Here is a 16,126-nt window from a genome sequence, read left to right on the forward strand (position 1 = left end):
ATTAGCGTGAGCGACCATGTTTCCTTGATCCAAACATGACGCTGGTCAGGTAGCTTTTTATCTCTGACGTTTTCGAACCGTACCAACCCGCACGGCTGGATTTCCGAACACAACCCAATATTCGGGCACGTCCTTGGTAACCGCCGCCGAAATTCCTGCGACAGAGAATGGTCCGAGAGTGCGGCTGTCGAGCAGAACGGCCCCAGGGCCGAGATGAGCGCCGTACGATACGACAGTTCGCCCACACATCGTCGCATTCGGTCCGACATAGCCGTGATCATCGACAATACTGTGGTGGCCGAGAACTGCTCCGGCGCGGAGGCTGGCAAATCGGCCTATCCGGGATCCGGGCTGAACCGTGACGCAAGAGGCAACGAAGGCGCCCACACCGACTTCAACATCAGATGCCACCACAGCTCGCGGATGAATGACGGTTCCCCAGCGCTGATCCGGAATTCCGAGGCTTTCGATCCTATCCACCCGAGCCGGCATATCCTTCACCTTTTGAACCGCAGGGCAGAACAGCACATCGGAATCGAGTTGCCGCCAGTCTTCGAAACGTCCAAGGACCGGGACATTCTGCAACGTCGTGCCTGATGGCAACGCATCATTAAGGAAGCCGACAAGCTCAACCGCCTGCCCCGCTGCAGCAGCCTGGTGAATGGCCTCTGCAATGACAAGCCCGTCACCAGGGCCCCCAAGCACAACCAGGCGCTGACGAGTTGTACTCATTGTCTCCTCCACCATAGGAAGGATGGTTGTTTCCGCTGTTGAACTTCCGGTTGCCGTGGGCGTGCGAACCACTCAAAGCACTCGCTCATCGTCCACGGAACAAAGCCGTCCTCAACAACTTTGCGAACTGCTTGGTGCATCCCGCGAGTCTTATCAATGTTCTCGGGATGCAGATTGACGACAATCACACCGGGCACGCCATCGTTGCGAATCCGGTCAGCCAGATCAAGGATACAGTTGGCCGATTGACGATCATCCCAACCATGCACAAATACGACCCCATCACCGATCGCAGTCAGGATACTCCAATGTTCAGTCAGCTTGTCATCTAGCAAAAGCCTGGACGGCAACAACGAACCATTGATGATGCAGCCGTCGAGCCCTGGCAAATTGGAACTGCCCATCACGCCATGAGCATTCCAGGCCGTCGCATGTCCCCAATAGCCATCGTTCAGAAAGCCGTGATTTCGTACGGTCCGCGCACTCTCTCCGGTCAACTGCTCAAACCATTTTGCCTGCTCGGCGAAAAGATCGGCATATCGATTGGGGCGCTCAAGGGCATCGGGATGAAGCCCCAGTTCGAGCCTCCTGCCTGATCCAAGTTGCTTTAGCGTGCTCGCGGTGTGCTTTGTAAGGGGATGAAGATAGTAGGTGATCGGCGTCGATCCGAGCGCCTCTCGCTGTTGGGCATAGCAACTCAGTGCCGCCTGGTCATCATCGCCGGTCACGATGATGGCACCGGCCGCCCCATTCGGCAGCATCGGCAACCTGTTTACCCCGCACAGGCGCGCCAATGCGTCGGCTAGCGCCTCGCACCACCAGTCGGCAGGCCGCTCGCGCAAGCTCTCCCCTGCAAGCTGGCCTTCGAAAAGATAGTTTGGCCGCTCGCCGGCAAAGCCCCACACGGCATCTGTGGGCCGATTGTTCGCGGCTGCTGGATCGCCTTGCCGATAGCGGATGAGATCGGACGCGAGATCGGTACCCACAAAGATAATCGAGGCCGATGCACTCATCTTGCGGTGAAGCCACACAGGCATGCCGTCGTCGTCCGACACTACGGACGTTCCAACTACAGATTTGAATCGCATATAGGGATGTAACGTTCGCAACCGCTTCCATGGCTTCGATCCCGCCATATCGGCCTTCAGCACCTTGGGCGCGCAGGTCGTGCCCTCATCGACCACCACATCAAACCCCCCGGCAAATCCCACCTCCGGAAGGACTGCGACCACTGCCACTCCACGTCCGAGAGCCTCTCTCGCCAGAGCTAGATTGGCCTCAGTGGCCCGATACAGCACGACCGGCGCATTCTTTTCGACCGCGCGACAACCGAATACCTTCAGATGGTGCTCGATCCAGTCGCTATGTACGTTCATCGACGCGTGCCGGCAACGACTACGTTCACGCGGTATCGCGACGGTGTACATGCCGAGATCGCATCCTGGGCCGAAATCGGTATGGTTCCATTAACTAGGTACCACCATAAACCAGGAAGAATCGGCGGATAAAATCCGTAAGAGAACGTCGACGAGACGTCGAAGCCGGAAGACTGAACAAAGTCGGCAAGCTCTCGTTCGGAGTACGAGGTAATGGTCGCGGGATCGATGTTTCTGCGATGGACCAACCGGAACAGGTTTGTCCGATTTACCGAGCGGACCAATATCCGCCCCCCCGGCTTTAAAACACGAAAGATCTCCGAGAATGCCAGCTTGGGATCTTTGAAGTAGAGCAATGCACCGAGGCAGGCGACTGCGTCAAATGAACGATCCGGATATGGCAGCTTCTCTGCGTAAATACCCTCGTCCCACGTAACGCGACGGTATCCACTTATGACCTCCCAAGTTGGAAAGCGGCACGGATCTGCTCCAACGACGTCCCAACCCAGGCTGGCAAGCAACGCGACATAACGGCCCGGTCCACATCCGATTTCCAATGCGCGTCCCGGACCTGACCCAATCAAATCGCCGATGCGGGAATAGTGCGGGTATCGGGACACGACACTGGCGTGGTCCTCGTCGCTTGCCAGACGCGCGATCTCCTCTCGCTGGTAAGCATGAATTCTCGCCCAGGATTTTTCGCTCAGCTCAAAGCTCATCGATCCTCACAGGAAACAACTTTGCGACGACACCGCAATCGACGGCTTTGTCTGACGGGACGATCCGGAACGAGAGCGCGTTCACCAGACGGTGAAAGACCTGCGAATACGGATAGTTTTCCGGGAACTTCCAACCATCCGCCACATAGGCGTTGATGAAATATTCGCCGGCTCCAAACACATTGTCTTCAAACTCGAAGACCACCCTGCGACGTCCGTTACCCTCGTAGATATTGGCACCTGCCATTCCGGACGACTGCCAGTAAACGTATGTGCCATCCATTCGGCTGATTTTGATGCCGACGTCAGCAACAGGGGGACTCTCGTTGAAAACGGTGTCAACGACGATTTCGAAGCCTTCGCGCTCCGTGACCGAATGCGCAGATATTCCGGAGACGCGCATTTCGACATGCGTAATTTCAACTTCGCTCTTTGCCTGCTTGACCAGATTCTCACGGAGTTGAAACGCGATCTCGTCTTCGGGCAGCTGAACTTCAACGCGAAAGTCCAGCCGCTGCCACCCGTCTTCCAGGTCTTCCTTCCGCAGCAACTTCGCCTGCTTCCAGGCCCCGGCACGAAGATCCAGCACCTCGATCACGAGCGATTCCGGCTCCCGCGAAGCAACGTCGAACGATACGTCCAACGTCGTTACTGCTGAAGGCGAGGCCAGCGCAAGTTCGTGACCAACGACGATCTGTCCTCCAGGATTGCGGCCCGACGCACGCTGCAAGATGCGACACTCTTCGCCATACCGTTCGTGCAGTCGGCCCCATTCGCTCGACAACAAGTCGAGCGAGCCAAACCCATCGGTGTCATCTGCCGCGATTGTCAGCGGAAGCTTGAAGTCAAGCCCCGCGAGGTCGTTCACGATTCTCGCTTCCCTGACATAGTGCGTAGAGGAAAAGCGCAACCCGTTTGACGGCACGACTCGAAGGCGTATCGCTTCCTTGCCAATCTCGCCGGGGGTCGGCTTGGATGACACAACCATTCCCGCCTGAATGGCCTTGCCGCGGGTTGCTTCGTCCTCGCTCCGACGATAGTCGAGCTCATACTTGGCCAACACCGACTGCGCATCTCCCACCGCGCGAATGCCGCCGTTCTGCATCCAGATAACCGTCGAGCACATCTGTTGGACAGCAGCGATCGAGTGACTGACAAGCACAAGCGCTCGGCCCCGCGCAGAAAAATCCTGCATGCGTCGGTGCGCTTTTGCGGCAAAGTACCCGTCACCTGTACCGAGCACTTCATCGACGATCAGAATCTCCGGCTCTGTCGCTGTCGCGATAGCGAAAGAGAGTCGAGAACCCATGCCGGTCGAGTATGTCTTGACCGGCTGGTGAATGAACGCACCCAACTCCGTAAAATCTACGATATCCTCAATAGCTCGGCTGATCGAGGAAGGAGACATCCCCTGCAGAAGAAGGTTGAAACGGATATTTTCGAGCCCGGTTGCGCTTTCGTCCCATGCCGGCACCATGCTCAACAAAGACGATATCCTTCCGTTGACGCGCACGCGCCCACTCGTCGGCGTCAAATTGCCTGCAATCACCTTTAGGAGCGTACTTTTTCCCGCACCATTGGGCCCGACAATACCAACGCGTTCACCCTCTGCGATCTTGAGTGAGATGTCGCGAAGGGCCCAGAACTTGTCGTGTCGACGACCGCCGAATAACGCCTCGCGCAGGACATCGGTCGGTTTGGTATACAGCTTGTAGGCGACGCTCAAGCCCTCAACTGTGATCGCGCTCATCACAGGACCTTGCCGAAAGAGGGCTTCAATGTCTGAAACAATCGATATCCCAGACCGAAACAAGCCAACGACATTATCGCAAAGAAGATCCAGGCATACGGGTGTTCGAAACGCCCAAAATAGAGCATGTCCTGATAAACCCAGATGTACGCGCTGAGCGGATTCAACGCGATCAAGGGTCGAAAAAGTGCAGGTGCCCAGCTAGGTAGATAAACGATCGGGAGCACATAGACGCCTGCCGAGACCAGAACGACCGCAACGTCCTTCATATCGCGGACAAACACACCGACTGCCGAGAGGATCCATCCCAGTCCGACGAAGAACAAAATGGTCAGCGCCAAGACGATCGGCAAGAGAACGAAGGTCAGTGGCAAAGCGTGGTAAGCGGCGGCGACATAGATCGTTATGACCGCGACTCCCACCGTCCAAAACACCATTGCGATCAGCACATCCTTGACCACCAAAATCTCCGGTCGAAACGTGAATTGCTTCACGAGGTTCGAATTGTTGACCACCGTTGCACATAGACCGGGGAGCATGGCGCTGAGTGTCAACCACGGGACGAGACCCGACAGAATGTACGTCGTATAGTCTCGCGGCATTTCCAAAGTGCCGCCAATCCGTTGCCGAAAGACGGCCCCGAAAATGAATATGTAGACAGCCATCTGAAAGACGGGATGACCCACAATCCATAAAGCGCCGGCGAATTGACCCGCGTACCGCATTCGAAGTTCGCGCGATGCCATCGCCCCGGCCAAATTGCGCGTCGTCCATAGAAGATCGAATCCGCTGGCCAAGTCTCCGATGAATCGTCTCGGATGAAGCGCTGCAACGAATCCGATCCGATGCGATTGGACATCGAGTTCGCTTTGGTATTCCATCAGAGACAAGCTTCCATAATCTGCTCGAGATTGAGCAAAGACCAAATCAACAATCGCTTGTTTTCCCGTCCTTCCAAATGGTCATGGACGAGTGAATGAACGGTCTTTCGGTCGACCAAATCGTAGATGCGGGCGCTGTTGCTGAAGAGCCTGCGCTTCACGTACTCGATGCTCTCGCCCTTGAACCAGCTGGCATCCGGTGCGGAAAATCCCTGCTTCTCGCGATCAGCCACTTCCATGGGGATATGGCGGGCCATCATTTTGCGAAGAATCAGCTTCCCATCCTTTGTCCGCTCATAGTACCGCTGCGCCTTGCCGCCGGGCTCGTTTTCGTTCAGCGCGACGACTTCGGTGAGATTACCGAGCTTCATGCGCGCCGGAAGACGCATCGCAAAGTCGGCGAGATCGTTGTCGAGGAACGGCACCCGGCTCTCCAGGCCATGGGCCATGGCAAGCTTGTCCTCGACGATCAGCAGGCCGTTCAGGAACGTCTTGGCCTCGAAGTACAGCGAGTGATTGACATAGTCTTCGGGGCGCGTGAGCAGCGACGCGTGCTCATGGAACACGCCTCGGAAAATCTCCTCCGGGGCCACGTCCTTTGCTTCGTTCCAAACCGGGCGGAGCAGCTGGGGAAGCAGCTCGCCCGGCACGAGCCGTTGCCAGAAGCCGAAGTATTTTTCGACGTAGTGATCGAAGTCGTCGTTCACGACGGCGCGATAATAGCGCCAGGGGTAGCCGGCGAAGAGTTCGTCTCCGCCGGTGCCGGACAGCACCACCTTGCCGAATTTCGAAGCCAGCTTCGCAGCGTAGAAGTTCGGATAGGATTGGCCGACCCGAGGCTCCTCGAGATGCCATGCGAGCGTCGGCAGGGCGCGCTCCATGTCGCCCGCCTTCAGCACCATCTCGTAGTGCTCGGTCTTGAACAGGTAGGACATGTACTCGGCCTTGGTCCGCTCGTCGTAACCAAGTTCGACGCCGGACGCCGAGTTCAGATCGAACCCGATGGTGAATGTCCGCATGAACGGCAGCTGCGCAGCCGCGAGCGCAGTGATCGAGCCCGAATCCATACCGCCCGACAGGTAGGATCCGACGTCGACATCGCTGACCAGCTGACGATTGACTGCCTGACGGAACAGGTGATCCAGTTCATGGACCGCATCGCGCTCGTCGATCTGCTGCGTCGGCTCCTCGAACCGGAAATCCCAATACCGCTTCGGCTCGACGGGACGCCGATCATCCAGTCCGATCTCGATGTAACATCCCGCCGGCAGCAGTCGAACCTTGTCGAACAGCGTCCGGTCGGTAAAGAAATTCTGGAACGACAGATACTCCGCAAGTCCCCGTGCATCGATGCGCGTCGCGAAGCCGGGGAACGCCCGGAATGCCTTGATCTCGGAGCCGAACAGGAATGCGCCATCCACTTCGGCATAGTAGACCGGCTTCACGCCGAACCGGTCGCGCGCGATCGTGAGCCGTCGCTCACGATTGTCCCAGATCGCAAAGGCAAACATGCCGTTCAGCCGCAGCAGCGCGTCGACGCCCCACTCCGCAAACGCATGCAGCAGAACTTCGCTGTCACCCGTGGAGCCGAAACGGTGCCCCCGTGCCGACAGCTCGATCTTCAACTCCTTGAAGTTGTAGATCTCGCCATTGTAGGTCAGCACGAATCTGCCGTCCGGGGTCTCCATCGGCTGCCGCGCGGCGTCGGTCAGATCGATGATCGACAGCCGCCGGTGGCCAAGACCGACCGGCCCTTCGCAGTAATGTCCTTCACCGTCGGGGCCGCGATGGGCGATGATATCAGTCATCGCCATCAGGGCCTTTATTGAAGCTGGCTGCCCGTCTCGGTGAAGGAATCCGGCTATACCGCACATGGGATGCTGGCCGATCGGTTTGAGGTTATGTCCGGAGCCTAGATCTGCGCCTTGGCGCGGCGCTGATCGACCTGATCGATATGGCTCTTGCGCCACTCGATCAGCCGCCGCAGGCCCTCGTCGAGATCGATGGCCGCCGTGAAGCCGATCTCCTGCTGTGCGCGCACCGGCGAGCCGATGCGATTGCGGACCAGCGTCGCCTGGCTGCGCGGCGCATAATTGATCGGCTGATTGGAGCCGGTGAGATTGAGCAGCTTCTCGGCGATCTCCTTCAACGAGGTGCGCTTGCCGGTACCGACGTTGTAGAAACGGTCCGTTGCATCGGCGCCCATCGCGCAAAGGTTGGCGCGCGCGCAATCCTCCACCGCGACGAAATCGAACGCTTCGGAGCCATCGCCGAGGATCGTCGGGCCCTGCCCCTTATCGATCGCGTCGAGCATCTTCATGATGACGGCGATATAGGCTCCCCGGTAATCCTGACGCGGCCCGTACACGTTCATGTATCGAAGGCCGACATAGTCGAGGCCGTAGCGGAAGTGGTAGGCGCGGGCCATCGCCTCGCCGCAGATCTTCGTCGCGCCGTAGAAATTCTTGTTGTTGAACGGATGATCTTCCGACATCGGCTCCTCGACGGCATCGCCATACACCGACGCCGACGACGACCAGACCAGCCGCTTGACGCCGTTGCGCACGCAGCCGTCCAGCACGTTGAACATTCCCTTGACGTTGACGTCGAAGGCCGTGCGCGGGAATTCATGGCACTGCAGCAGCCAGAGTGCCGCGAACTGGAACACGCCATCGGCTCCCTTCATCGCGGAATCAAGGATATCGGTCTGCGTGATGTCGCCGCCGGCCTCGAAGATCTTGACCCGGGGATCGCGCAGCGCGCCGGCGAGGTTCTCATGCGTGCCACGCACGAAATTGTCGTAAATCACGATCTCGCCGACGTCGGTCTTGGTCAGCTGGTCGACTGCGTGCGACCCGATGAGCCCTGCCCCACCGATCACGACGAACTTCTTTCCGCGAATATCCATTTTCTCAGCCTTCGATTTCCACAAGCGTTTCGTTGCGAAGCTCATAACGGCGGTTGGTGCGTGGGCACACAAGTTCGTCACCCAGCCGCTCACCCGCCCTGCTCATCCAGCCGATCCGGCGGGCCGGATTGCCTGCCATCAGGGCGAAATTGGGCACGTCTTTCGTGATCACCGCGCCGGCACCGATGAAGCAATAGTCTCCAAGCGAGTGCCCGCAGACGATCGTGGCATTGGCGCCGATGCTCGCACCGCGCCCGATCGGCGTCTTGCGAAACTCATCCTTGCGCGAAACGTCCGCCCGCGGATTGTTCACGTTGGTGAAGACACAGCTCGGACCGCAAAACACGTCGTCCGCCAGTTCGACGCCATCGTAGATCGAGACGTTGTTCTGGATCTTGCAGCCGTTTCCGATTCTGACGTTCGGACCGATCATGACGTTCTGCCCGATCGAGCAGTTCTCTCCGATGATCGTGCGCGACAGAATGTGGCTGAAGTGCCAGATCTTGGTGCCGCGCCCGACCACGGCGCCATCGTCGACATAGCTCGACCGATGGATCGAGGCGCCGGGAAAGCGCGGATCCTCGCGCATCTCGCTCATCGGTGCATCACCTTCTGGGCAAAGGCGTGAACGCCATTGCTCCGGACGATCGGCGCGGTGCGGAACGTGGAGACGATATCGATCGAGGGGCGAACCTCGTCGAGGCCGAAACCCCGGCCCGCGATGATCTCCTCGTAGCTGCGCGTATGCAGGTCCGTGAAACCTTCCGAGAATTCGACTTCCTCGCCGTCGACAATGATGGAGCGATAGGTCGTCTTCTTGCCCTTCACGCCGTCCGGCAGGTCGTTGCGATCCAGCGACAGGAACCAGCTCACATCCGCGCGCTCGCATTCGAGCGAGCCGGCGGCCCGCTCCGCCTCGCGCAGATGCGCCTCGTTGCGGCTGGCGGGCCCGAACACGAAGCTCAGCATGTCGAAGAAGTGCACGCCGATATTGGTGGCCACGCCGCCGGACTTCGGTTCGGCGCCCTTCCAGGACGTGTGATACCAGCGCCCGCGCGACGTGATGTAGGTGAGCTCGACCTTGTGACGCTTGCCGGTGTTGGCGAAGCGATCGCGCAGCGCGATGATCGCGGGATGCAGGCGCAACTGCAGAATGGTGGAGATACGCCGGCCGGTATCCCGCTCGACGGCCGCCAGCTCGTCGATGTCGCCGGGATTGAGGACCAGCGGCTTTTCGCAGATCACGTCGACGCCCGACCGAAGCGCAAATCGGCAGTGCGCATCGTGAAGGTAGTTCGGCGAGCAGACGGTGACGTAGTCGATCGTCCGGCCGACTCTGCGCGACTGATCGACGTAGCGGTCGAACAGCTCGAACTCCGTGAAGAATTCCGCATCCGGAAAATGGCTGTCCATGATGCCCACGGAGTCGTTGGGATCATAGGCCACCGCGAGCCTGCCGCCGGTCTCGGCCATTGCCCGCATATGCCGCGGCGCTATGTAGCCGGCAGCGCCGATCAACGCGTAGGTCGCCATGAAATCTCCCTTTCGAACGTCGCGCTTGCTTCAGGCAAGCTACCGCACTTGGGGTGAATCGAACCTCCCCAAGCCCTACCCTCAACGAATGCCTGCCGGCTGGCGGCAGACAGAATTCATGACGCGGCGAGCAGCTCCGCCCCGACAAACACCCGCACCTTGCGGCCCAGCATATTCAGGAGAACCGCCACGCGGTCGTGATCGCTGACGCCTTCCACGAGCGCAAGACTGTCGACGAACGCGCCATCGACAATGCGAACCCTGTCACCCGGAGCAAAGGCGGCGCGGCGCGCCAGCTCGATGAAGCCGCTCCGGTCCTCGCGCACTTTCAAGGCATCGATCACGCTGTCCTGGACCAGCGCCGGCCGGTCGCCCACGCACACGAGGTGCGAGACACCGAGCGTCGACTGGATGGCGCGCCACCGCTGGGCTGCGAGATCGATCGCGACGAAGAGGTAGCGCGGAAACAGCGGACGCGCCACGGTCTCCACCTTCCTCGCATGACTGCGGCGCTTCAGATAGCGCGGAAGATAGACCGAATAGCCCTGCTGCCCGAGATTGACCGCCGCCTTGATCTCGGCATTGACCTGGGTCTGGACCACGTACCAGCCGGACGCCATCACGCCGCCCCCTTGGCTTGCGGAGGACGCAGTCCCAGCAGGTCCGGCGCGAGCACCTTCTCTGCCCCGAAGCTGCTCACGGCCTGGTCGAACGCACTCGCCGCGTCAGTCAGATGGGTAACGACGACCGCATCGAACGGCTCATCGATCATTGCGTAGGACGGCACGACCTTGACGCCGATGAAGCGCGTCTCGGCTTCGTCGGGATCAACGATCGCGACGATGGAGATCGGCCCGTCCACCGCACAGAGGATCGCGATTTCGCACAGGTCGGATTTGCCGGCCAGCACGACCCGCCTGAAGCCGAGCGCCTGGGCACGATCGAAGATCCTGCCGTACTCCTCCTTCGCCTTGCGAAACAGCGAGAAGGACGACGAGAGGAATTGGACGGTCAGCCGCGATTTCTCGGAGAACCCCTGGGGCGTCAGGTAATAGGCGTATCGTCGCGCCGGCGCCTGGCCGACTTTCACGAAGCCCTTCTTGACCGCGCGCTTCAGGTAGGCGTTGACGAGGCCGAGCGCGACGCCGAGTTCGGCCGCGATGCGCCGCTGCGAACGCGCACCATCCTCTTCAACGGAGGTGAGCAAACCGAGCACGAGTCGATCGCTGTCGTTGTCACCGGTCGGTAGAATGCTCGCCATCTCGCCTTTCCCCTGGGGAAGGCTGGTAGCGCGTTCACACAATGAACGTCAAGCAAAATCGTTCACGCGATGAACAAAGCAACATACTGATTTATATTGTATTTTTGTTCCACGGCCTGTGGCAAGGCAGTCACAGATCACACAGGATCACCTGGTTGGGCCAGGTCGAGTTGAACCAAATATCGCGCCGCGAGCACGGAGTAGCTGTAGCGCCGCGCGACCGCGATCCGTTCGTTCTGCGGACGCGTCGGACCGTCCAGCGCGGCGACGAGAGATCTGGCGAGCACCGCAGGATCATCCGGCTCGCATCGCGAGGTCACGAGGTCTTCGAGCCCGTCAAGGGCCCGCTGCTCGCAGGCAATGACACTGCGCGCCGCGAACAGGCAGTAATCGAACAGCTTGTTCGGACTGATGCCATGGTGATAGAGCGCGTTCTTGTGGAAGGACACGACCGCGCAATCGGATGCGTTGAGCATGCCGTGCACGATCGATCGATCGACTTCATCCTGGAATTCCACATTGGCGAGCCCTGCTGCCCGCTGCTTCAGCTCGGCCCGCGACGTGCCGGAGCCGATCATGATGAAATAGATCTCGGGGTTCGTCCGGCCGAGCGCCTTCGCGGCATCGACGATGACTTCCATGGCGTTGGGCGGCCCCATGCCGCCTGCGTAGAGCACGACCCGCCGGCCCTGCCGCTTCATTGCATTGATGCGGTCGACGAGCCCGTGACTCAGAGTCTCGATACCCTGCGCGCTCCGTATTTCAGTCTCGGACACCCCGTTAGGGATCCACAGGAACCGGCCGGCCGGCAGACCGCGCGCCCGCATATGCGGCTCCGCACCCGCCAAGAGGCAAACCACCTGGTCCGCGATGCGATAGGCCGACCGCTCCTGCCAGCTCAGCGCTTTCATCAGCGGATGCCACGCCGGAGTCATGCCGAGCGAAATGATACTCTCCGGCCACAAATCACGAATTTCGACCCAGAACCTGGCGCCAAATCGCCGCGCGACCTGATGCGCCGCCGAAATGAAAAACAGGTGGGGGCTCGAGGCGATGACGAGGTCCGGCGCGCCGAACTGCTTCGCGATCGCGGCCGAGCCCGCGCGAAGGCGCGGCCCGAACGAGAGGTTATTCCAGAGCCGGCCGACGCTGCCGCTGCCGTAGCGCGGGGTGTCGAGAAACCAGAAATCGACGTCGTTGATGCGGCTAGGCCCCGGCGCCCGCGGCTCCCTGTGCAGGTGATGGAAGCTCGCGCTGACCACCACCACGCGATGCCCCATCTTCCCCCAGGCATCCGCCAGCCAGAACGGCCGCCAGTGACGGCCGAGACCCGGCCCTCCGGCGAATGGATGCAACAGCCAGATGTTCATCGATCAACTCAAAGAAAGGACCGGCAAGCGGCAATGTCGACGGGGCAAATCCGAGAACACAAAATCCTCATGGCGCCTGGACCCGGAATCGTTCGCCCCAGAGCGCAACGCAATAGAGCCGCCAGCGCATGCCGAGATCGAGCTTATGAAACTTCCGTTTGAGCATCGGCATGTCGACATAGCGGGCCAGTAGCTCGCTGGCGATCACCCTGTCGTACATCGCCGCCGAATGCCGCGTCAGCCATAGCTGATCGGGTGCGGCAAAACCGATCTTGTCTTTCCGCCAGCTGATGCGGGAAGGCAGAACATCGTTCATGGCCATGCGCAGCGGCCATTTCGCCCACCCCTTGTTCAACTTGATGCGCGTCGGAAGCGCCAACGCGAATTCGACGAAGCGATAATCGAGGAACGGCAGCCGGGTTTCGACGCCAAAGCGCATGGAATTCTTGTCTTCGAACCGCAACAGCATCGGCAGATTGGTTTCAGTGATCTCGAGCACCTGCATGCCCTGTGCATCCTTCGTCGTCCGCGCAAAGCGGCGCAGCGGCTCCGGCAAGCCGGGATTCTTCATGAAGGCATAGCGCCAGCGATAATAGGCTCCGCGCAGGCCCGCGGAGCTGGCGCCGAACAAATACATCAGCAGTCGCCGGGGCGAAACGCCTGCCTGCGTTGCGGCCTGGAAGGCCGAAAAAAATCCACGCAAACCGGAGTGACGCAAATGTTCGAGCAGCCAGGCGGCATAGTAGCGATGGTACCCGAGCAGCGTCTCGTCGCCGCCCTGGCCGTCGAGCAGCACGATCACGCCATTCGCTCGCGCGGACCTCATCACCTCGTGCTGCATCATGATCGAAGGGCCGGCGAACGGTTCCTCCTGGACGTCCAGCAGGGCGTCCGCCGTCGACGCGAAATCCTCGTAGCCGGGCTTCGTGCGCAACCAGTTCAGTTCCGATTTCGCCGCAACCTCGGCTGCGTAGGCCTCTTCATTGTTGCTCTCCTGCTCACTCACGGCAGTGATGGCAAAGAAGCGCTCATTGGAGCCTGGCGCATAACGTCTTGCCGCCAGCGTCGCGACACTCGAACTGTCCAGCCCGCCCGACAGGCAGGTTCCGACGCGAACGTCCGACCGGAGGCGCAGACGTATCGCGTCGTCCAGCAGCTCCCGCAGCAATCCGGCTGTACCTTCCTCACTGGCCTCGGGCGCGCGTGGAGCCAGCGAATAGTAGCGCTGCATCTCGATCTCACCGGTCGATATATCGACGCGCATCCAATGTCCGGCGGGCAGCTTTTCGACGCCCTTGAAGAAAGTTCGATTGGTATGATCGGTCAGGCCGCAAACGAGAAAATCGTTGACCAGATCGTCATCGGCGACGGGGCGTTCGATCAACGGAAGAAGCTGGCGGATTTCCGAGCCGAACGCGAACTGGCTTGCCGTATCGACGTAATAGAACGGCTTCACGCCGAACCGATCGCGGGCGCAGAACAGGGTATTGTCGCGCTCGTCGTGAATCGCAAACGCCCACATGCCGTTGAAGCGCTCGAGGCATTGCGTGCCCCAGCGAATATAGGCGGCCAGCAGCACCTCGGTGTCCGAAGCGGTGAAGAAAACGTGCCCGAGGTCCTCGAGCTCGCTGCGGAGCTCGACATAGTTGTAGATCTCGCCGTTATAGGTGATCCAGACCGGCAAATGCCTGTCGCGCATCGGCTGCGCACCGTCGTCGGTCAGATCAATGATGGCCAGCCGGCGGTGCCCCAGCCCGACATTGCCCTTGACCCTCACGCCGCGCCCGTCCGGTCCGCGATGCGCCACGAGATCGGTCAACTCGTCCACGCGACGGGCATCGACGGATCCGGTCTTGTCGACGAGGCCGAATATGCCGCACACGAAATGCCTATCCAGATTGGTTCGATGACGCGGCTCGACGTGACCGCCGCATCAGATGATGTGCGCATTGATTACAGGTGCTGCCCTCTTAGCCCGTTCATGCATTGAACGTCAACGTGTCGAAGCCGATCCGCCCAGTGGGGACACCGCCGGGCCTCGGACCTGACCGATCCTAAAAGCCGCGCCTGCAACCAAGGTCCAATAGATCGCGACGACCCGTTCAGCGGTCGCTTCAGATCAAATGTATGCTAAACGTGGCGCCGACGAACACTACGAGTGAGAGACATTGAACCCGTTCAGATCGACAGCCCCAAACGAGGCCACGCTTCAGGCTGGCGACGTCGCTAAACCTGACTGGACGATGCGGTCTGCTATCGCGGATTTTGCCACTCGCACGCTCATTCGAAAAGCGCGGCGCGCGACCGAGCGGCGGCTCGCGAAGGGAAAGGTGCGCACGCTCTGGGCCTCCACGCCAATCCTCACCCTGCCGCTCCTTGCGCGGTGCGACCGCATGCTGGGATTTCATTCCTCATCGCTGGTGTTCAACACCTATTATGTGACGAGGTCGTTTGACATCAACCTCATCCTGTTCGAGGGATTTCTTCGCCTGACGCGAAGCCCGGGCGCTCTCGGCCTGTTTCGCCGTCTCGTGCTGGCATGGGCGCTGCTGCGGTTCGACATCTTCAACTACTTCTACGACCGCGGCCTGATGCTGAGCGACGCGCGCTACGGCATCCACCCCGAGGAACTCGACCTGCTCGTCAAGTCGGGGAAACGGCTCTACACCTATGCCTACGGTGCCGATGTCAGAGCACGAGACATCACGCTGAAGCTCGGTCAGCCGAACCTGTGCGAGGAGTGCCCGACACCGGGCAAATTCTGCGTTTGCACGACCGAGATGCACGCCTCGTCGATCGATCGCCTGAAGGGGCGCGCGACTGCACAGCTCGCGATGGGCGACATGGTGGCCTACGTCCCCGGCTGCCGCGACCTGCATTACTGGCCGATTGACGCCACCAAATTGATCGCCAGTCCTCCGGTCTACGAACCTGGCGATGTCCTGAAAGTTGCCCATGCACCGAACCACGGACATTTCAAGGGAACCCGGCTCCTGATCGAGGCAATCGACCGACTGGTCAAGGAGGGGGAGAAGATCGAGCTGGTTTCCGTGCAGGGGGTTCCCAACAAGAAGGTCATCGAGCTTTTCGGCGCATCGCACGTGGTCGCGGATCAGTTCGTCGCCGGCTTTCACGGTTATACCGCGCTCGAGGCGATGGCGATGGCCAAGCCGGTCTTGTGCTTTCTGCGTAACGACCAGATGATGATCGATCCCGCGACCTGCCCGATCGTCAACACGCGTCCCGACGAAATCTACGATGTGCTGAAGCGATGCTTGAGGGGTGAACTCGACCTGAATGCCATCGGCACGGCCGGACGCCGCTATGTAGAAGCACATTATAGCCTGCAAGCCGTCGCGGCGCGGCTCGGACGGCTCTATTGTGAAACCGCGGATCTTCCCGAAGATCTGCAGTTGGGCCTGATGAAGCAAGTCGGCGAGTTCGCGAACACGCGCGCATGAAAATCCTGCACGGACCAGTCAACGTTGGCAATCAGCCCTGGGTGCTATCGCGCGCCGAACGGCAGCTCGGAGCATCCAGCGACGTCGTCGTTCGAAACGACACGTGGCTCGGCTACTCGGCGGACCGGATGCTAT

Annotated in this window: 14 protein-coding genes; 1 reads left to right on the forward strand and 13 read right to left on the reverse strand. The window is 60.1% G+C overall.

Annotated elements, in window-relative coordinates; translation table 11 throughout:
• Window positions 1–57: 57 nt before the first annotated feature.
• From ACVILL_RS00090 to asnB (ACVILL_RS00150), 13 genes are all read right to left on the reverse strand, one after another.
• On the reverse strand, window positions 58–732 hold the full coding sequence (locus ACVILL_RS00090; protein ID WP_456727263.1) for a hypothetical protein: 675 nt from the start codon (window positions 730–732) through the stop codon (window positions 58–60).
• Entirely contained in the window at window positions 729–2,159 is a 1,431-nt protein-coding gene (locus ACVILL_RS00095) for a hypothetical protein (protein ID WP_456727264.1), read from the reverse strand. The genes ACVILL_RS00090 and ACVILL_RS00095 overlap by 4 nt, the downstream gene beginning before the upstream one ends.
• Complete coding sequence (locus tag ACVILL_RS00100) at window positions 2,105–2,827, reverse strand: class I SAM-dependent methyltransferase (protein WP_456727265.1); 723 nt, start codon at window positions 2,825–2,827, stop codon at window positions 2,105–2,107. Before ACVILL_RS00100 ends, ACVILL_RS00095 begins: the two co-directional genes overlap by 55 nt.
• Window positions 2,817–4,577 carry an ABC transporter ATP-binding protein gene (locus ACVILL_RS00105; RefSeq protein WP_456727266.1) on the reverse strand — a complete coding sequence of 587 codons (1,761 nt, stop codon included), beginning with the start codon at window positions 4,575–4,577 and terminating at the stop codon, window positions 2,817–2,819. The genes ACVILL_RS00100 and ACVILL_RS00105 overlap by 11 nt, the downstream gene beginning before the upstream one ends.
• Window positions 4,577–5,458: an ABC transporter permease gene (locus ACVILL_RS00110; RefSeq protein ID WP_456727267.1), complete on the reverse strand. Its 882-nt coding sequence runs from the start codon at window positions 5,456–5,458 to the stop codon at window positions 4,577–4,579. Before ACVILL_RS00110 ends, ACVILL_RS00105 begins: the two co-directional genes overlap by 1 nt.
• Window positions 5,458–7,428 (reverse strand): asparagine synthase (glutamine-hydrolyzing), encoded by a 1,971-nt coding sequence (gene asnB / locus ACVILL_RS00115; RefSeq protein WP_456727268.1) that lies wholly within the window; start codon window positions 7,426–7,428, stop codon window positions 5,458–5,460. The genes ACVILL_RS00110 and asnB (ACVILL_RS00115) overlap by 1 nt, the downstream gene beginning before the upstream one ends.
• A complete protein-coding gene (locus tag ACVILL_RS00120; RefSeq protein ID WP_456727269.1) occupies window positions 7,371–8,366 on the reverse strand; it encodes an NAD-dependent epimerase/dehydratase family protein in 996 nt (331 codons plus the stop codon). Before ACVILL_RS00120 ends, asnB (ACVILL_RS00115) begins: the two co-directional genes overlap by 58 nt.
• A gap of 4 nt (window positions 8,367–8,370) precedes the next feature.
• The gene (locus ACVILL_RS00125; RefSeq protein WP_456727270.1) at window positions 8,371–8,964 is read right to left on the reverse strand and encodes an acyltransferase; all 594 of its coding nucleotides are present in this window, start codon (window positions 8,962–8,964) and stop codon (window positions 8,371–8,373) included.
• On the reverse strand, window positions 8,961–9,899 hold the full coding sequence (locus ACVILL_RS00130) for a Gfo/Idh/MocA family oxidoreductase (protein ID WP_456727271.1): 939 nt from the start codon (window positions 9,897–9,899) through the stop codon (window positions 8,961–8,963). Before ACVILL_RS00130 ends, ACVILL_RS00125 begins: the two co-directional genes overlap by 4 nt.
• Before the next feature lie 116 nt (window positions 9,900–10,015).
• Window positions 10,016–10,519 (reverse strand): transcription termination/antitermination protein NusG, encoded by a 504-nt coding sequence (nusG, locus tag ACVILL_RS00135; protein ID WP_456727272.1) that lies wholly within the window; start codon window positions 10,517–10,519, stop codon window positions 10,016–10,018.
• Entirely contained in the window at window positions 10,519–11,160 is a 642-nt protein-coding gene (locus ACVILL_RS00140) for a winged helix-turn-helix transcriptional regulator (protein WP_456727273.1), read from the reverse strand. Before ACVILL_RS00140 ends, nusG begins: the two co-directional genes overlap by 1 nt.
• Before the next feature lie 137 nt (window positions 11,161–11,297).
• Window positions 11,298–12,530: a glycosyltransferase family 4 protein gene (locus ACVILL_RS00145; protein WP_456727274.1), complete on the reverse strand. Its 1,233-nt coding sequence runs from the start codon at window positions 12,528–12,530 to the stop codon at window positions 11,298–11,300.
• 67 nt (window positions 12,531–12,597) lie between these two features.
• On the reverse strand, window positions 12,598–14,412 hold the full coding sequence (gene asnB / locus ACVILL_RS00150; protein WP_456727275.1) for an asparagine synthase (glutamine-hydrolyzing): 1,815 nt from the start codon (window positions 14,410–14,412) through the stop codon (window positions 12,598–12,600).
• A gap of 286 nt (window positions 14,413–14,698) precedes the next feature.
• Between asnB (ACVILL_RS00150) and ACVILL_RS00155 the strand changes: the two genes are divergently transcribed.
• The gene (locus tag ACVILL_RS00155; protein WP_456727276.1) at window positions 14,699–15,991 is read left to right on the forward strand and encodes a hypothetical protein; all 1,293 of its coding nucleotides are present in this window, start codon (window positions 14,699–14,701) and stop codon (window positions 15,989–15,991) included.
• The last annotated feature ends 135 nt before the right edge of the window (window positions 15,992–16,126 follow it).

The organism is Bradyrhizobium sp. USDA 3364 (genome assembly GCF_054056355.1).